We start from the raw sequence: 17,182 nt of genomic DNA on the forward strand, positions 1-17,182 counted from the left end.
CGGGGCGCGGCGGGCCCCGGGGGCGGGGCGGGCGCCGCTCAGGCGTCGGTGAGCAGATGGCGTGCCCGGCGGGCGCCGCGCGGGCTGTTCCAGCCGATGACGCCGACGGGGCGCCCGCCGGCCTCGGCGACCGCGGTGAACGGGCCGCTGTCCGGGTCCCCTTCGGTTACCCGCAGGTGGTCGCCGGCGGCCGGGTCGCCGAAGATCTGCACCCGTACGCCGTGCTGGTCGGTCCAGAAGTACGGGACCGGGGTGTAGGCCCGGTCGGCCCCGAGGATGTTGTCGGCGACGGCGAGGGCCTGTTCCGCCGCGTGGGAGCGGTTCTCCAGCCGCATGGCGCGCCCTTGGCCGGTGTGCCACCAGCGGGCCACGTCGCCTGCGGCGTACACGTGGTCGGCCGCCCGGCACCGGGCGTCGCACACGATGCCGTCGTCCAGCGGCAGTCCGCTCCCGCGCAGCCAGTCGGTGGCGGGCAGCGAGCCGACCGCGATCACCACGACGTCCGCGGGCACCGGCCCCTGGGAGGTGACCACCGCGGTGACCCGCCCGCCCTCGGTGACCGGGGCCTCCGCCTTGGTGCCGGTCAGCAGCGTCACGCCGTGCGCACGGTGCAGGGCGGCGAGCCGCAGGCCGGTCGCGGTGCCGAGCCGGTCGGCCATCGGCACCGGCGCCGGGTCGATCACGGTCACCTCCAGGCCCAGCGCCCGGCCCGTGGCGGCGATCTCGCAGCCGAGCACCCCGGCGCCGATCACGGCGAGGCGGCGGGCATCCGCCAGGTCGGCGCGCAGCCGCCGCACATCGTCCAGGGTGCGCAGCGTGTGCACCCCGGCCACGCCCTCGAACGCCGGCAGCCGGCGGGGCGTCAGCCCGGTGGCGAGCACCAGATCGCCGTAGCCGAGCCGGGTCCCGTCGGCGAGCGTCACCTCGCGCCGTCCGGTGTCCACGGCCACGGCCCGGCGGCCCGGCAGCACGTCGATGCCCTGCCCGGCCAGGTCGGCGGGTTGGCGCAGCACCGTACGATCGGGCTCCCAGGTGCCCAGCAGGACCTGCTTGGACAGCGGCGGCCGGTCGTACGGCGGGTGCGGCTCCTCCCCCACCAGGCGGACGGTGCCGGTGAAGCCGCGCCGGCGCAGGGACTCGGCGGTGGCGAGACCGGCCGCCGAGGCGCCGACGATCAGGACATCGCTGCGCGCGGACATCACGAACCGTCGCGCTCGTGCAGCAGGATGGCGGCGGCCGGGCACAGCAGCGCCGCCTCCCTGACCCGTTCGCGCTCGCCGGCCGGCGGCGCCGCGTCGAGCAGCACCACCACGCCGTCGGAGTCGCGCTGGTCGAACACCTCGGGGGCCGCCGTGACGCAGTGCCCGGCGGCGACGCAGCGCGGTTCCTCGATCTCGACCCGCAGGACCATGGTGTCTCCGGTTTTTCTCACGGCGTCACCACGTGACCGGCAGCGCGTTGACGCTGAAGACGAGGGTGGTGGTGCGGTAGTCGATCTCCTCCTGCGGGGCGGCCAGGCGCAGCGTGGGGAACCGGCGGAAGAGGGCGGGCAGCGCCGTCCGCAGTTCCGCGCGGGCCAGTTGCTGCCCCAGGCACTGGTGGGCGCCGTAGCCGAAGACGACGTGCGGCGGCGCGGTGCGGCGTACGTCGAGGGTGTCCAGGTCCCCGTCGGCCAGGGTGTGGTCGCGGTTGGCGGCCAGCACCGACAGCACGACGCGTTCGCCCTGCTTGATCGTGCGTCCGCGGACCTCGATGTCCTCGGCGGCCTCGCGCGGCATGGTGATGGCGGGCGAGATGTAGCGCAGCAGTTCCTCGATGGCGCCGTCCACGGCCTCGGGTTCGTCGCGCAGCACGGCGAGTTGGTCGGGGTGCTGGAGCAGCAGGGTGCTGCCGGCCGAGAGCATGCTGGCGGTGGTCTCGTGCCCGGCGACCAGCAGCATGTTGCCGATGCCGACCAGTTCGTCCTCGCTCAGCTTGTCGCCGTGCTCGCGCACCACGGCGCCCAGCAGGTTGTCGCCGGGGCTGCGCCGGTGGGCGGCGACCAGTTCGCCCATGTAGGCGTCCATCTCCATGAGGTTGCTGATGTGCTCCTCACGGGTGGCGTTGACGTCCAGGCCCACCTGGGCGCGGCGCTGGAAGTCCGCCCGGTGCTCGTAGGGGACGCCCAGGAGTTCGCAGATGACCAGCGTCGGGATCGGGGTGCAGAAGGTGGAGATCAGGTCGGCGCCGGGGCCGGCGGCCTCCAGGGCGTCCAGCCGCGAGGCGACGATCTGCTCGATGGTGGGCTGGAGGGCACGCACGCGCTTGACGGTGAAGGCGCCGGTGAGCATGCGGCGCAGCCGGGCGTGGTCGGCGCCGTTGTAGTTGAGCAGGTTGCCGGGCTGGTTGAGCATGCTGCGCGGGGCGTCCGGGTCGAAGACGAAGCCCATTTGCAGGCGTTCGTCGCTCAGCAGGGCGCGGGCGTCCTCGTAGCGGGTGATGGCGACGGCCTCGAACTCGTCGAGGATGGGGCTGGGTACGCCGATGCGGGGCAGTTCCTCGTCCTTCTGCATGGCGTACAGCTCGGGCGCGGGGGTGAAGGGGCAGCCGGCGGCGCGGGCCGCGAACGGGAGCACCTTGGGTTCGGGCATGGCGGAAGTGCCTCTCTGGATGGGGGTGCGGGCGCGGGGAGGACGGCGGGGCGCGGGGTGGCCATGGTGCGGAGGGTGCGTCAGTGGGTGCGGGGTCAGAAGCGCCTGCCGACGATGAATCCGCCGATCTCCAGGAACTCGGCGTGCGGCGCGTCCGCGAGCCCGGCCTCGGCCAGGCAGCGTTCGGCCGCCGCCAGTTGACGGTCCGCCTCCTGCCGCGCCCAGTCCCGGCCGCCGGCGCGTTCCACGAGATCGGCGACGTGCTGGATCTCGGCCTCGGTCAGGGGCTCGGCGCGCAGGTACAGGGCGCGCAGCTCCTCGGTGCGGTCCGCGTTCAGCGCGGCCACCACGGGCAGGGACTTCTTGCGTACCCGCAGATCGGCGCCCACCTGCTTGCCGGTGCGCTCCGGGTCGCCCCAGATGCCGAGCAGGTCGTCGATGAGCTGGAAGGCCAGCCCGATGTGTTCGCCGAAGGCGGCGAGCCGGTCCACCAGGACGGGTTCGGCGCCCACGAGTTCGGCGCCCAGCGAGCAGGCGCAGCCCAGCAGGGCTCCGGTCTTGTCCCCGGCCATCCGGACGCACTCGGCGAGCAGGACGTCCTCGCGCCGTTCGAAGGCGACGTCGGCGGCCTGGCCGCTGATCATCCGCTGGGTGGCGGTCATCAGCGAGGCCGTGGCCGGACGTGCGCCCGGGTGCGGGGCGTCGAGCAGCGCGCTGGTGGCGGCGGTGACCATGGCGTCGCCGGCCAGGATGGCGTGCGGCACCCCGAAGACCGTCCAGGCGGTGGCCCGTCCGCGCCGGGTGGCGTCGCCGTCCATGATGTCGTCGTGCAGCAGCGAGAAGTTGTGGACCAGTTCGATGGCCACGGCCGCCGCGAGGCCGTCGGCCGCGGTGCCGCCCGCCGCGCGCGCCGAGAGCAGGGACAGGGTGGGGCGCACCAGCTTGCCGCCCCAGCTGCCGGTGGGCCGGCCGTCGGCGTCGGCCCAGCCGAGGTGGTACTGGGCGATGCGCCGCATCTCGGGGTTCAGCCGGCTTCCCACGGTGTCCCGCAGGGCGGGTTCGAGCAGGGAGCGGCCGGTGTCCAGGCTCGCGGAGAGCGTCCTGATCGGGGTCGTCGTCATGCGGTCCGCCCTCCGCCCGCACCGGGCACGGGCACGTTCGGGACCGCCGGCGGGCGGAGGGGTGACGCGCTGGGCAGTGGCATGGTGCACCTTCGCTGTCGGCTGGTGGTGGTCACGGCGTGGGCAGATCACGCGGGGTCGGCACCGCGGGGGTCAACAGGGTCCGGCGCAGGACCCGGGGTGAGGTGAGCAGGGTGTGGGGCGGCGCCAGCAGGAACAGGACGTCCCGGTTGGCGGTGCACACCACCGGGTCGCCGGGCACGTGGTCGCGCACCCGGTCGAGGTAGCGGGTGAGGACACGGGCGGCGGGGCCGGTGCGGGCCGCGTTGCCGGTGGCGCCGGGCATGGGGCTGTCCGCGCCGGTCGCGACCTCCCAGGCCGTACGGGAGGCGCGCAGGACCGCCCGCTGGAGCGCGTGGACGGACGGGGTGCGGCCGGCGCCGGCCAGGGTTTCGGCCAGCGCCAGCGCGCTCAGCGCGGCGACCGAAAGGCCCTGTCCGTAGACGGGGTTGAGCGCGCAGGCGGCGTCCCCGACGACGAGCAGTCCGGTGCGGGCGCGGTCCAGCCGGTCGTAGCGGCGGCGCCGGTTGGCGGTGTGCCGGTAGCCCACGGGCCGGCCGGCCGGTTCCGCGGTGCTGAGCCACTTGTACGGCGCGGGGTGCGGGAGCCGGTGGGCGAACTCGACGAAGCCGTCCGCGTCGTTGGGCGGCGCCTGGTCGCGCAGGCCGGAGAGGGTGACCGACCAGCGGCCGTCCTCCAGCGGCATGATGATCGCGCCGAGCGGTGCTCCCGCGTCGGGCACGATGTAGAACCCGCGCAGGTCGCCGGGTGGTTCGTCGGCCTCGAAGACACAGGTGGCGTACCCCCGGCCGGTCTCCACCACCTCCTCGGCGGGCGGTGTGCCACCGAGGTCGGCGAGCCACCGGGGGGTACGGCTGGAGCGGCCGGTGGCGTCCACGACGAGGTCGGCCCGCAGTTCCCGGGGGCCCGGCCGGCCGGTGCCGCGACCGCGCAGGGTCACGCCGGTGACGCGGTCGGGCCGGCCCAGCAGCCCGGTGACCTCGGCGCCGGTGCGCAGGTGGACGCGCGGGTGGGCCAGCACCAGGCGCCGCACGTGGTGTTCCAGCAGGGGGCGGGACGGGGTGAGGATCGGCCGGGAGGGGTTGCGGCGGGAGATCCACTGTCCGCCCAGCCACACCCCGAGGTCTCCTGGGACCGCGAGGCGCGGGGCGCCGGCCGCCGTCAGTTCGGGGACGAGGTCGGGCAGCAGTGCGCCCAGGGCGTTGATGCCGCTGGTGAGCAGCACATGGGTGTGGCGGGACTGCGGCACGCCGGGCCGGGGCGCCGGGGTGTCGCCGACCTGGTCGCGTTCGAGGATCGTCACCCGGTCCGCGTACGGGGCGAGGACGTGCGCGGTCAGCAGGCCGGCGACGCTGCCGCCGAGCACGACCACCTCGCCGAGCGAGGGCCGCCGACCGGTCCGCACGTCCTGGGGGCGCGGTTGCTCCGCGCCGTCCGGCCCGGCTCCGTGAGCCTCGGCCGCCCCCGGCCGGGGCGGGGTCTCCTCCAGGCGTGCGGCCAGGAACGCGGCGCCGGAGGTGTCGCCGCTGCCCGGCGCGTCGCCGAGCATGTGGCCGACCAGTTCCAGATGGGTGCGCCGCCAGCGCCGCACCGCGCCGCCGAGCCGTTCGTAGGGGCCGGTGCCGTCGGCGGCCAGCCGCCGCGTCAGCGTGAACAGTTCGCGGAACTGCTCGGACTGGAGCCCGCTGGCCGTGCCGAACCGGTCGCGGAACGCCAGGAACTCCTCCCGCCGCAGGGTGCCCCGAAGCAGCGTCAACTGCCCTTCCAGCGCGTCGATCAGCCGGGTCGCCCGGTCCGTGCGGTGGGCGTAGCAGGCGGGTTCGCACTGGCCGGCGTCGATGTGCCGCAGGTCGACGAGGACCTGGCTGAGCAGGGTCTCCGACGCCTGGTGGACGACGATGAACAGCCGCTCGCTGTCGCTCACGTCCCGCTGTTCCACGGGGGTGAGGGGCTGTTGCAGCGAGAGCAGTTCGTCCAGGCGCAGATACGTCGCGTAGGTCGGGCAGGTCATGGGGCCAGCTCCTCGGGGTGAGTGCGCGTTACACCAGGCGGCCCGGCACGGTGAGGTCCTCCAGCGCGTCGCGGTGCGGGCTGGGCGGGAGGGTCTCCAGCGCCTGGGTGGCCAGCTGTACGTGGCGGTGCGACACCTCCCGGGCGGCCTGCGCCCCGTCGTACGCGCCGACCAGATCGGCCATGGCCCGGTAGCGCTCGGCGGCCGGTGCGGCGGTGTCGGCGAGCAGCCGCTCGATGCGCAGCTGCTGTTCCCTGGGGGCGCGTTCGTGGGCGAGCAGCACGGGCAGCGTGGGCCGGCCGTTGCGGACGTCGGAGATGTTGGGCTTGCCGGCCCGCGTCCCGTCGTACGCCATGAGGTCGTCCCGGATCTGGTAGGCGATGCCCAGCTGGTCGCTGTACTGGCTGAGCGCCTTCAGGGCGGTGTCGTCCGCGCCGCCGAGCGTGCCGCCGACGCCGCAGGCCATCCACAGCAGGGCCCCGCTCTTGTCCGCGATCATGTCGAGGTAGTCCTGGACGGAGCAGATCTCGCGGCTCATCCGGATCTCCCGCAGGGCCGCGCTGCCGATCCGCAGTCCGGCCCGGGACAGGACGGTGAACGCCTGGGCGACCCGCTCGGCGGGGGCGCCGGCCTCCTGGCACTCGGACAGGGCGGCGAAGCCGTGGAAGAACAGGCCGTCGCCGCCGACGATCGCGGTCGGCTCACCGAAGACGGTGTGCGCGGCCGGTTTGCTGCGGCGCTGGGCGTCGCAGTCGATGATGTCGTCGTGCATCATGGCGCCGACCTGGACGCACTCCAGGGCGACGGCGGCGGGCAGGGCGGGGGCGATGTCACCCCCGACCGCCAGGGCGGAGCGGATGAGCAGCCAGGGGCCCATCATCTTGCCGAAGGGGACCAGCCCGTACCGCACCACTTCGTCGAGGCCCGAAACGCCGAGCGGCCAGCGGTCCTCCACCTCGGCTCGCACCATGGCGGCCACCTCGGGATCGGCGACCTGGGGCACATCGATGTCGGTCATGGCATCGACGGTAGGGACGGGGCCCTGGGGGTGTCCGTACGGTGTGCCGAGCTGGTCCCGAGAGGGACCACGGGTTGGCATCTTTGGTCCGGCGTGCCGCGGGGCCCGGCGGCGAGGGGCGGGCCCGGTGCGCGGGTCAGGGGGCGGGCAGCCGTCCGCCCAGGCTGGCGGCGGCGAGTTCGACCCGGGAGCGGCAGCCGGTGCGGGCGAACAGCCGGGTCAGATAGTGCTCCACGGTCTTCTCGCTGATCCCCAGCCGCTGCGCGATCTGACGGTTCGTCAGCCCCGCGCCGATCAGCTCGACGATGGCCGCCTCCGTCCCGGCGGCGGGCCCGCGCCGGCCCCGGGCGCGCGGGGCGGGTACCCCGCGCTCCCTGGTGACCGCGCGGATGCGTTCCAGCAGCACGGACGCGCCGCACTGCGTGGCCACGTCGTGCGCCTCCCGCAGCCACGGCCGGGGGTCCTCGGCGAACCGGGCGACGACCAGGCAGGAGTCCAGCAGCGCCGCCTTGTCGCCACGGTCACGTGCCAGGCCGGTGGCGACCCGGGCATGGACGATGTCGGGGCGTACCAGGCCCCGCGCCAGATGGACGCTCTCCGTCATCAGGGTGCGGCCGCCGTCGCGGTGCAACTGCTCGGTCTGCTCCAGCAGATAGGCGGCGCTGTCGTGGTCGTCGACGTAGACGGCGATCCCCACCGCCCGCATGAGCAGCGGGTCCATCCCCACCCGCAGCCCGGCCCGGTGCAGATGCCGGCAGAATTTCCTGGCCTGCCGCACCGCCCGCCGGTCCTGGCCCATCCGGCTGAACAGGCCGATCCGCGCCCAGGCGCGCAGCGCCGCGAGCCGGGGGGCGGGCGCGGCGGCGGCCAGCCACTCCGCCGCCTGCCGGAACTCGCCCCGGGCGGCGCAGATGTCGGCGGCGAACAGCCGGGCCGCGTGGTGCACCAGGGTGTCGGTGTGGCCCGAGAGTTCCAGCTCGCGGACCGCGGACATGGCCTGGGACCAGTCGGCGTCGCGGTGACTGCGCACCACCCGCTGGTAGACGCCCAGCGGGCCGGTCTCCGGCACCCGGTAGCGGTCGCCGAGGACGATCCGGGTCACGGTCGCGATGTCCAGCACGGCCGCGGCGTCGTGCAGCGCGTCCAGCTCCGGGGAGGGGGCGGGGCGGCCCGCGCGGCGCCAGGCGCGTTCGCAGGCCTCGGCGTCCCCGTACAGCGCGGCGCTCAGCATTTCCATCTCGTCGGGCGAGATGAGGCCGGGGACGCCCGACCAGTGGATCGACGCCTGCCGTTCCGGCGGCCCGCCGGCCGTCAGCCGGCGGCCGAACCACCACTGCGCGAAGCCGATCCGGCCGCCGCCGGGCAACTCCTCGTCCAGCAGCGACCGCAGGGCCGGCTCGGCGGGCGGCTCTCCGGTGTGCACGGCGACGAGGGTGGCGGCCAGCCGGAGTTCGGCCAGCGGGGCGGGTGCGGCGGCCGGTACCTGAGGCCCGTCGGGCACCTGGGGTCCGTCCGGATCGGGGTAGCCGCTCAGCACATCACCCAGCAGGGCGTACTGCCCGGTGCGCACGACGAGGGTCAGCAAGGTGGTCAGCGCCGTGGCGTGTTCGGGCGCGGTGGGCGGCAGGCGGTGCAGCGCGGCGGCGCACAGCAGGGCGGCCCGCTCCGGTTCCTCCCCGGCGGTGGCCGCCGCCAGGTCCAGCAGCCGGCCGGTCATGTCCTCGCCGAGGTCCACCGCCGCCCCGCCGCGCGCGATGTGGTCGGCCAGCGCCACCGGATCCACCCCGCCGCCGCCGCGCTGCCGGGCCAGCAGCCGTTCGGCGATCGAGGCGTGCAGCCCGGCGCCCCAGAAGACCTTCGTGCGCCGGACGGCGGCTGCCGCCAGGGCGGGGCAGCGGCAGTTCACCCGGCCCGCCGGGTCGGCGACCAGGACGCCCGCCTCGATCAGCCGGTCGAGTGTACGGCCGCAGGCCGCGAGATCCGCGCCGATCGTCTCGGCCAGCAGCGGCAGATCGTCCACGCTGATGCCGTCCCACACGGCGACCGAGGACACCAGCCAAGGCGCGAGCGGGCCGTGCGAGGCGGCCCGGCGCAAGAGCGGGTGACCGTCGGGCAACGCGATGGGCTCGGCGGGCGCGCGCAGGCACAGCCGACCGCGGAAGACCGTCAGCCGGCCCCGTTCCCGCAGGTCGGCCAGGGTGCTCAGCAAGGTGCCCGGGTGTGTGAACAGCGGCCCGAGCGCCGTGCGCAGCGCCTCCGGCACCGCCTCGTCCAGCCGGGCACCTGCCGTACGGCGCACCAGCGCTTCGGCATCGGCGTCGGCCAGTGGCCCGAGGGTGATGACCCGGTCGGCGGCGGTGAACAACTCGGCCACGCCCGGGCCGTGTTCGGTGCCCTCCTCACAGGTGACCAGCACGGGCCAGCCGCAGCGGCGGGCGGCGGCGAGCACCGGCGCCGGCTCGGCCACCAGGTGCGCGTCGTCCGCGAGCAGCGCGGTGCGCCCCCGCAGGCCGATCCGCTCGAAGAGCGCGCCCAGTTCACCCACCATGGAAGGCGCCCACCCCCGCGCGTCCCCGCCCGGACTCTGGCTCAGCCGGGCCACCGGCTGCAGCACGTCGGCGAGCTGCGCGTCCGCGAACTCCTCGAAGCGGTCGCGCACGCTGCGCACCAGCGGTGCGATCCCGTAGGTGTCGTCGGCGCCCCGCTCCCCCTGCCCGGCGCCGAACCGCACCGGCAGCACCCGGACCCCCCGCGCGCGCAGGGCACGGCCCACCTCCTTCTGCAGCGCGGATCTGCCGATTCCGGCCGGACCGCGCAGCACGACCAGGGAGCCGGCGTCCGCCGCCAGCAGCCCGTGCAGCAGTGTCAGTTCCCGTTCCCTTCCGACCAGCGCGCTACGGTCTCGGGCCACGGCCGCCTCCTTGTGGGGGGATGTCACACCTCGGCCCGGGGGCGCCTTTTGGGCCGAACTCTCATTGTGCAGAAGGCTTTACAGGTCGAAGATGTGCGAATGCGCGGCGAACCTGTGGGCATGCTGCCCGGGTGATCGACAGCCTGCCCGATCAGGTCACCACGGTCCGGCCCCCGCACGGGCTGCCGGGCCGCACCACCACCGTCACCCGCGTCATCGACACCGCCACCGCGCCCGGCAGCGGTCCGCTGGTCCTGGTCACGGGACCCCTGGGCATCGGACGCAGCGCGGTGCTCACCGCCGTCCGGGACGGGCTCACCGAGCGCGGCCACCACGTCCTGGCGCTGCGGGTGGCACGCAACGAACGTGACCGTCCCTACTCCCTGGCTGCCCGGCTGTCCGCCGAACTCGGTGCCCTGCACCGCGGCGCCGACGCCCGCCGGGCGACCCACACCGCTGCCCCGGTGCCGCATCCGGAGGCGGGGCGGCACCTGACGGCCGTGCTGCGGGCCGCCGTCACGGCCGGAGAGCCGCTGTTCGTGCTGATCGACGATCTGCACTGGACCGACCCGGCCTCGCGCGCGGTGCTGCTGCCCAAGCTCCGCTCGCTGGCGGGCAGTCCGGTCACCTTCGTGTGCAGCTTCCGCACCCTGCCCGCCGTCACCGAGCACGACCGGGTCGCGCTGGAGCGGCTGCGGGCCGCCGGACTCGTGCACGTGGTGCCGCTGCGCCCGCTGCACGCCCGGGAGATCGACACCCTCGTCGCGCACGAACTGCAGGCCACCCCGTCCGCCTCGCTCTCCGAACGGCTGCGCCGGGACTGCCGCGGCGTACCCTCCGCCGCGCTCGGCGCCGTGGCGGGGTACCGGCGCGCCGGGTCGCTGCGCGTGGTCGACCGGCACGCCTATCTCGCCTCGCCGGACCGGCCGCCCGAGATGCCCCCCGGGCTGCCCTGCGTCGAGCATCTGCGCGCTCTCGGCGCGCCCGTGTGGCCGGTGGTCAAGGCGCTGGCGGTGCTGCACCCGCTGGGCTCCGCCGCCACCGGGCTGATCGCCGAGGCGCTGGACACCGGCGAGGACGAGGTGCGCGCGACGCTGGAGTCACTGCGCGCCGAGGGGCTGGTGTGCCACGGGCCCCGGCCCGGGCACTGGCGGTTCCGGTTGCCGCTGCACGCGTCCTCGCTGGCCGCCTGCCTGGGGCAGTACGAACGGCGCAGGCTCTCCCAGCTGGCCGTCACCGCCGTGTGGTCGGGGACGGCCACCGCCCAGGGCTGTTATCTCGCCGAACACCTGGTCACGGCGGGCCGGTTCGTGGACCCGGCGCGGGCCGCCGAGGAACTGTTCACGCACGGCAGCGCCGCGATGCTGGAGGACGGCCACTCCGCCGAACGCTGGCTGCGGGCCGCCCTGGACCTGATCACCGAACCCGAACTGCGGGCCAGGGTCCTGCTCGTGCACGCCTCCACCTGCACCATCCATCTGCGCCACGCGGAGGCCGCGGAGAGCGCGTGGGCGGTGCTGTCGCGGTACGCGGACCTGGTGACCGACGAGAACCTGCTCGAAATGGAGATGGTGTACATCGTCTCGCTGGCCGGAATGTCCGACCAGGCGGCGCTCACCGCACTCGCCGACGAGGGCTGGCGCACGCTCCCCGGCGGCCCGGGGCACCGCATCATCAGCAGGTACAACGCCCTGTGCCACCTGGAGCGGTGGCAGGAGGCCGCCGACCATCTGGCGGCGACCCGGCAGGAGTGGAGCGCGGACAACGACTTCGTGGCCGGGGTGGGCCAGATCCTGGACGAGATCTCGCACGCCTTCCTGGGCCGGCCCCGGGACTTCGAGCGGGCCGTCGCCGATCCGACCCGGTGGCCGCTGTGGGAACGGGGGCCGCGGCACCGTTTCCAGCGGCTGTCCTGGCTCACCAGAACCCTGATGACCTTCGGCGAACTGGCCCCAGCGCAGCGGCTACTGGAGACGTACGGCCTGCCCTCGGGGTACCGGCCCGTGCCCGACCAGGTGGTGGCGGCCAGTCAGTCCGGGCACTGGGACCGGGCGCTGGACCTCGCCCGGCGCGCCCTGGCCACCGGGGCGTGGGTCGGCGACCTGACCAGCCACACCATGGCGTCCCGGGAGATGAGCGTCATCCTGGGCGCGCGCGGCCGGATCACCCAGGCCAGGTCGGTGATCGAGAACGCCCGTACCGTGCACTCCCTGCTGCTGCATCTGCTGGCCGGGCCCGAGGCCGAGCAGGAACAGTCCCTGGGGGCGACCGAGCGCGCCCACCGGGTGATCACCGACGCGCTCGCCCTGGCCGAGCGGCTGGGCCTGGTCGTCGGCACCGACGAACTGTGGCTGCGCAGGACCGAGGTGGAGCTGAACACGGGCGACCCGGCGGCGGCCAGGCGCTGCGCGCGGGAGGTTGCCCGGGTCGCGGAGCTGACCGGCACCGAACGCAGCCGGCTGTGCCATCTGATCGCCACCTCCATGGCGCACCGCAACCCGGCCGCCGCGGCGGAGGCGGTGGCCCTGGCCCGGCACCGCGGCCAGCCACTGGAACTGGCGGACACCCTGGTCACCGTGGTCCGCCACGGGCAGGCCGACCCGGGCCTGCTGCGGGAGGCGTACGCGGTGTACGGCGATCTCGACGCGCTGCTGCGCAAGGCCCAGTTGCGGAATCTGATGCGCGAGCGGGGGGTGCCGGTGCCGGGCCGCAGCGCGACGATGGCGGAGAACGAGCGGCTGCTGGCGGTGCTGGTGACCGAGGGCCTGACCAACCGGGAGATGGCGGTCGCGCTCGGGTGCAGCGAGAAGAGCGTGGAGAGCCGTATGACGCGGCTGTTCAAGCGCGCCGGCTACCGCTCCCGCGTCGAGCTGGCCTCGGCCATGCTGACGGGCGACTACACCGTGTGAGACGCGCCGGGCCGCGCGGTGCGGTGGGGGCGCGCGCGGTGGGCGGCCGGTCAGGCGCCCCGGGGCCGGTCGGCGGCGATCAGGAACCGGTGGGCCCGTACGTCCAGACGTCCCTCCGCACGGATCCGCCGATCCAGGCGGCGCAGCGCCGCGTCGTAACGCGCGGGGCCGAAGTCGGGGATCTGCCACGCCACCAGGCGCAGGTGGTGGACGACGGCGCCGATGTCGTGGAAGGAGAGCACCGGGTGCTCCTCCTGCGCCCGCACCGGCTCCAGACCCGCGTCGGCGAGCGCCGCGCGGGCGGTGTCCAGGGTCCAGCTGCCCGGGGGATGTGCAGGCGGGGCGCCGAGCAGGTCGTTCAGCCCGGCGCAGTCCTCGCTGCCCACCTGCTGGGTCAGCACGGTGCCCCCGGGGCGCAGCACCCGCCGGATCTCTCGGGCGGCGAGCCGCCCGTGGCGGTTGAGCACGACATCGACCGACGCGTCGGGCAGCGGCAGGAGTTCGGGGTCGGAGGCCGGGAGGACGGTGACCCCCAGTGGTTCGAGCCGCGCGCGGGCGACGGGGAGGTTGGGTGGCCACCCCTCGGTCGCCCAGGTGTGCCGGGGCAGCGGCCCGAGCGCGGCCAGCAGTTCACCGCCGCCGGTGTCGATGTCCAGCAGGCGTTCCGCTCCGGCGAGGCGGGCGCGGGCCGCCCGCGGGTAGGACCAGGACGGATCCGAGCCCCGTACCCGCCCGGCCAGCGCGCCGAAGTCCCAGCCCCCGACCGGGGCCGCCATCGCGGCGGTGACCAACTCCTCGTATCCGCTGTCGACCACCCCCGGAGGCTAGGAGAACCCCCGCCCCCGGGCAACGGGTTATCGGGCCCGCACCGGATGCCGGGCCGCCCCCGCCCGACACGGCGGGGCGACCGTCCCGTACCGGCTGGGCGAGTCGGCGGACGCGTGCCCCCGGGCGTGTCCGGGGCGGTCTCGCCCCGCTCGGGCGCTGACGTTTGTCACTACTGGCGCGGTGGCGCGGCGAGAACACTGGGCCGTGCCGTGGAAAACGTGGCCGTTCCGGCCGCACGCGGCCGGCGCGAACGCGCCCGGATCGGCGTGCCGGTCCGGGCGAACGGCCGGCGGCCGTCGTGCCGAGCGGGCCCGTTCCGGCGCCCCCGCGCTCCGAGGAGGACATCCCGATGCCCAGAACCTTGTCCCTCGCGCTCGCCGCCCTCGTGGTGGCGACCGCCCTGCCCGGGGCGGCGGTGGCCGCGACACCGGACCCTGTGCGGTGGGGCCGGTGCCCCGAGGAGGTCGCCGCGCCCCGTCTGGAGTGCTCGACGCTCGACGTCCCGCTGGACTACGGCGACCCGGACGGACGACGGATCGAGATCTCCCTCTCCCGGCTGGCGAGCGAGAAACCGGCACAGCGCCGCGGCGTGCTGCTGACCAACCCGGGCGGTCCCGGCGGCCCGGGCCTCGGCTACCCCGCCGTGCTCGCCGCCGCGGGGCTGCCGCAGGAGGTGCTGGACTCCTACGACCTGATCGGCTTCGACCCCCGCGGCGTCGGCCACAGCACCCCGGTGACCTGCGACCTGACGGAGGAACAGCAGCAGCGCGGCGCCTTCGCCCCGTACGCGCACACCGCCGCCGACGTCACGCGGGAGGCGGGATACGCGCGGACCGTCGCCGAGAGCTGCGCCGCCTCCGAGACCGCGTGGATGCTGCCGCACACCACCACCGCGAACACCGCGCGCGACATGGACGCGATCCGCACAGCGCTCGGCGAGCAGACGATCTCGTACCTCGGCGCCTCCTACGGCACCTACCTCGGCGCGGTGTACGCGACGATGTTCCCGCACCGCGGCGACCGGATGGTGCTCGACAGCGGCCTGGGGCCCGGCGGTTACGACGTCACCGCCATGCGGAAGTTCGCCCGTGGGCTGGAGGACCGCTTCCCGGACTTCGCGGCATTCGCGTCCGCCCGCCCCGAGTACGGCCTGGGCAGCACCCCGGAACAGATGCGCGCGACGTTCTTCGAGCTCGCGGAACGGCTGGAGGCGGCGCCGGTCGCAGGGGTCGACGGAACCATGTTCCGCGCCCTCACCTTCGAATACCTCTACAGCGACGCACTGATGCCCATGCTGGCCGAGATGTGGCAGGGCCTCGACACGGACAGCCCGCTGCCGCCCGCTCTGCCGCCGCCGTCGGGGGACCTGGAGAACCTCATGGCGTCCCGGCTCCATGTGATCTGCGCTGATTCCCGCTGGCCGGGGACCGTGCGGGAGTACCAGCGCAACGTCGCGGTCGACCGGATGAGGTACCCGATGCTGGGCGGGTCCACCGCGAGCATCGGTCCGTGCGCGTTCTGGCCGTCCGAGCGGGTCGAGCCGCCGGTACGCATCAATGACCGGGGGCCCTCGAACGTCCTCATCGTGCAGAACGAGCGCGACCCGGGAACACCGCTGGCCGGCGCCGTGGAGCTGCGGCGGGCGTTCGGGGACCGGGCCACGCTGGTGACCGCCGACCAGGGCGGGCACGGTGTCTACCCGTTCGGCGGCAACACGTGCGCGAAGGACGCGGCGACGGCGTTCCTCACCTCCGGGGAACGCCCGTCCGGGGACCTCGCCTGCGCGGCGGAGCCGGGCGCGTAACGGGAACGGGCACGCCGTGCGCCGTGCCCGGCGCGGCGACCACCCCGGGCCCCGGGGGCGAGGACCGGCTCGCCGCGGGCCCGGGCAGGGCCCGTCAGCGCTGTCGGCGGGCGTTGAGCCGGGCGGCCTGGCGCGTGAGGTGGTCCCGCTCGGCGAGGTGGGGGGCCACGTGGGCCGCCTCGGCGTACAGCCGTGCCGCCGTCGCCAGGTCGCCCCGGCGCTCATGGAGGTGGGCCGCCACCGCCGTGTACCGGGGCAGTGCGGCGTCCAGCCCCGAGAGCGCCGCCAGGCCGGCGTCCGGGCCTTCGGCCTCCCCGACGGCGACCGCGCGGTTGAGCCGGACGACCGGGCTGTCGGTCAGGCGCGTCAGCTCGTCGTACCACTCGACGATCTGCGGCCAGTCGGTCTCCCGGGCTGTGGGCGCGTCGGCGTGGAGCGCCGCGACGGCGGCCTGGGCCTGGAACTCGCCCAGCCGGTCGCGGGCGAGCGCCGCCTGCAGGATCCGCACCCCCTCGGCGATCAGCACGGTGTCCCAGCGCCCGCGGTCCTGCTCGGCGAGCGGCACCAGGCTGCCGTCGGCCGCGGTCCTGGCGGCACGCCGGGCGTGGTGCAGCAGCATGAGGGCGAGCAGCCCGGCGACCTCGGGGTGGTCGACGCGGGCCGCGAGCTGCCGGGTGAGGCGGATGGCTTCGGCGGCGAGGTCGATGTCGCCGGAGTAGCCCTCGTTGAAGACGAGGTAGAGGACGCGCAGCACGGTGGCGACATCGCCGGGCCGGTCGAACCGCACGCCGGAGACGGTGCGCTTGGCGCGGCTGATGCGCTGCGCCATGGTGGCCTCGGGCACCAGGTAGGCCCGGGCGATCTGGCGGGTGGTGAGGCCGCCGACGGCGCGCAGGGTGAGGGCGACCGCCGACGCGGGGGTGAGCGACGGGTGGGCGCACAGGAAGTAGAGCTGGAGCGTGTCGTCCACGGCGGGCGCGGGCCCGGGGGCCGGTTCCTCGTCGGCGAGTTCCTCGCGCCGGCGTCGTGCGGTGTCGGCGCGGGTCGCGTCGAGGAACCTGCGCCAGGCCACCGTGATCAGCCAGCCCTTGGCGTCCCGCAGGGGCTCCGCCGGGCCGGCGGAGTCAGGGGAGGAGTCGGCCGGACGGCGGCGGAGCGCCTCGATCAGCGCCTCCTGCACGGCGTCCTCGGCCGCCGCGAAGTCGGCTCCGCGGCGGACGAGGACGGTGATGACGCCCGGGATGAGGCTCCTGAGCAGGGCCTCGTCCAGCGATGAGGTCATTCGGTGACGGTGGGCGGCGCGGTCAGGAACGGGCGAACCTCCAGCCACTCGTGGATCGGCCTGCCGCCGGCTCCCGGGGCGGCCGACAGTTCTCCGGCCAGCTCGACGGCGCGTTCGTAGCTGTCCACGTCGATGATCATCCAGCCGGCGATGAGGTCCTTGGTCTCCGCGAACGGGCCGTCGGTGACCGGCGGGCGCCCCTCACCGTCGTAGCGGACCCACGCTCCCTCGGGGGCGAGTGCCTGACCGTCGACGAACTCGCCGCTGCTCTCCAGGCGGGCGGCGAAGTCGTTCATGTACTGGATGTGGGCCGAGATCTCCTCGGGGGTCCACCGGTCCATCGGCACGTCGTTGACGGCGGCCGGGGCGCCGCGGTAGTGCTTCAGCAGCAGGTACTTGGCCATGGTGGTTCTCCTCGGTGCGCGTGCGACCCATTGTGGTCGCGTTCACCCCGGGGACGGAGCCGGACACGGGTTCTCGACATCACCGTCCGGCTCTCTTTTCCGGACCCGGACCCGGACCCGGACCCGGACCCGGACCCGGACCCGGCGGTGATCCTCCCCCACCCGCGTTGTCAGTGCTCCCTG

At 75.1% G+C, this 17,182-nt stretch carries 12 protein-coding genes; 2 read left to right on the forward strand and 10 right to left on the reverse strand.

Features of this window, described 5'->3' with window-relative positions; translation table 11 throughout:
- Positions 1-38: 38 nt before the first annotated feature.
- The 7 genes from ACTFAP_RS03125 to ACTFAP_RS03155 all read right to left on the reverse strand — a co-directional run bounded on the left by ACTFAP_RS03125 (position 39) and on the right by ACTFAP_RS03155 (position 9,772).
- Positions 39-1,199 (reverse strand): NAD(P)/FAD-dependent oxidoreductase, encoded by a 1,161-nt coding sequence (locus tag ACTFAP_RS03125; protein WP_500468169.1) that lies wholly within the window; start codon positions 1,197-1,199, stop codon positions 39-41.
- The gene (locus ACTFAP_RS03130) at positions 1,199-1,411 is read right to left on the reverse strand and encodes a ferredoxin (RefSeq protein WP_390120530.1); all 213 of its coding nucleotides are present in this window, start codon (positions 1,409-1,411) and stop codon (positions 1,199-1,201) included. The genes ACTFAP_RS03125 and ACTFAP_RS03130 overlap by 1 nt, the downstream gene beginning before the upstream one ends.
- A 25-nt stretch (positions 1,412-1,436) precedes the next feature.
- Complete coding sequence (locus tag ACTFAP_RS03135; RefSeq protein ID WP_500468170.1) at positions 1,437-2,630, reverse strand: cytochrome P450; 1,194 nt, start codon at positions 2,628-2,630, stop codon at positions 1,437-1,439.
- A gap of 95 nt (positions 2,631-2,725) precedes the next feature.
- Positions 2,726-3,751, reverse strand: a complete 1,026-nt coding sequence (locus ACTFAP_RS03140; protein WP_495683372.1) for a polyprenyl synthetase family protein — start codon at positions 3,749-3,751, stop codon at positions 2,726-2,728.
- A gap of 112 nt (positions 3,752-3,863) precedes the next feature.
- Positions 3,864-5,843 carry a tryptophan 2,3-dioxygenase family protein gene (locus tag ACTFAP_RS03145; RefSeq protein WP_500468171.1) on the reverse strand — a complete coding sequence of 660 codons (1,980 nt, stop codon included), beginning with the start codon at positions 5,841-5,843 and terminating at the stop codon, positions 3,864-3,866.
- Between the two features lie 28 nt (positions 5,844-5,871).
- Positions 5,872-6,861: a polyprenyl synthetase family protein gene (locus ACTFAP_RS03150; protein ID WP_500468172.1), complete on the reverse strand. Its 990-nt coding sequence runs from the start codon at positions 6,859-6,861 to the stop codon at positions 5,872-5,874.
- 136 nt (positions 6,862-6,997) lie between these two features.
- Entirely contained in the window at positions 6,998-9,772 is a 2,775-nt protein-coding gene (locus tag ACTFAP_RS03155) for a helix-turn-helix transcriptional regulator (protein WP_500468173.1), read from the reverse strand.
- 131 nt (positions 9,773-9,903) lie between these two features.
- Here ACTFAP_RS03155 and ACTFAP_RS03160 point away from each other — a divergent pair, with 131 nt between their 5' ends.
- Positions 9,904-12,681, forward strand: a complete 2,778-nt coding sequence (locus ACTFAP_RS03160; RefSeq protein WP_495683375.1) for an AAA family ATPase — start codon at positions 9,904-9,906, stop codon at positions 12,679-12,681.
- A 50-nt stretch (positions 12,682-12,731) separates the two neighbouring features.
- Here the strand turns inward: ACTFAP_RS03160 and ACTFAP_RS03165 are convergent, their stop codons facing one another.
- Complete coding sequence (locus tag ACTFAP_RS03165; protein WP_495683376.1) at positions 12,732-13,496, reverse strand: methyltransferase domain-containing protein; 765 nt, start codon at positions 13,494-13,496, stop codon at positions 12,732-12,734.
- Between the two features lie 362 nt (positions 13,497-13,858).
- Here ACTFAP_RS03165 and ACTFAP_RS03170 point away from each other — a divergent pair, with 362 nt between their 5' ends.
- Positions 13,859-15,313, forward strand: coding sequence for an alpha/beta hydrolase (locus ACTFAP_RS03170; RefSeq protein ID WP_500468174.1), 1,455 nt, complete (start codon positions 13,859-13,861; stop codon positions 15,311-15,313).
- A gap of 94 nt (positions 15,314-15,407) precedes the next feature.
- Here ACTFAP_RS03170 and ACTFAP_RS03175 read toward each other — a convergent pair whose 3' ends face one another.
- Both ACTFAP_RS03175 and ACTFAP_RS03180 read right to left on the reverse strand, forming a co-directional pair.
- Positions 15,408-16,583, reverse strand: a complete 1,176-nt coding sequence (locus tag ACTFAP_RS03175) for an RNA polymerase sigma factor (RefSeq protein ID WP_500469386.1) — start codon at positions 16,581-16,583, stop codon at positions 15,408-15,410.
- 8 nt (positions 16,584-16,591) lie between these two features.
- Positions 16,592-16,999, reverse strand: coding sequence for a YciI family protein (locus tag ACTFAP_RS03180; protein ID WP_390120115.1), 408 nt, complete (start codon positions 16,997-16,999; stop codon positions 16,592-16,594).
- Between the last annotated feature and the right edge of the window lie 183 nt (positions 17,000-17,182).

The sequence above is a fragment of the Streptomyces sp. PH9007 genome (genome assembly GCF_059813725.1).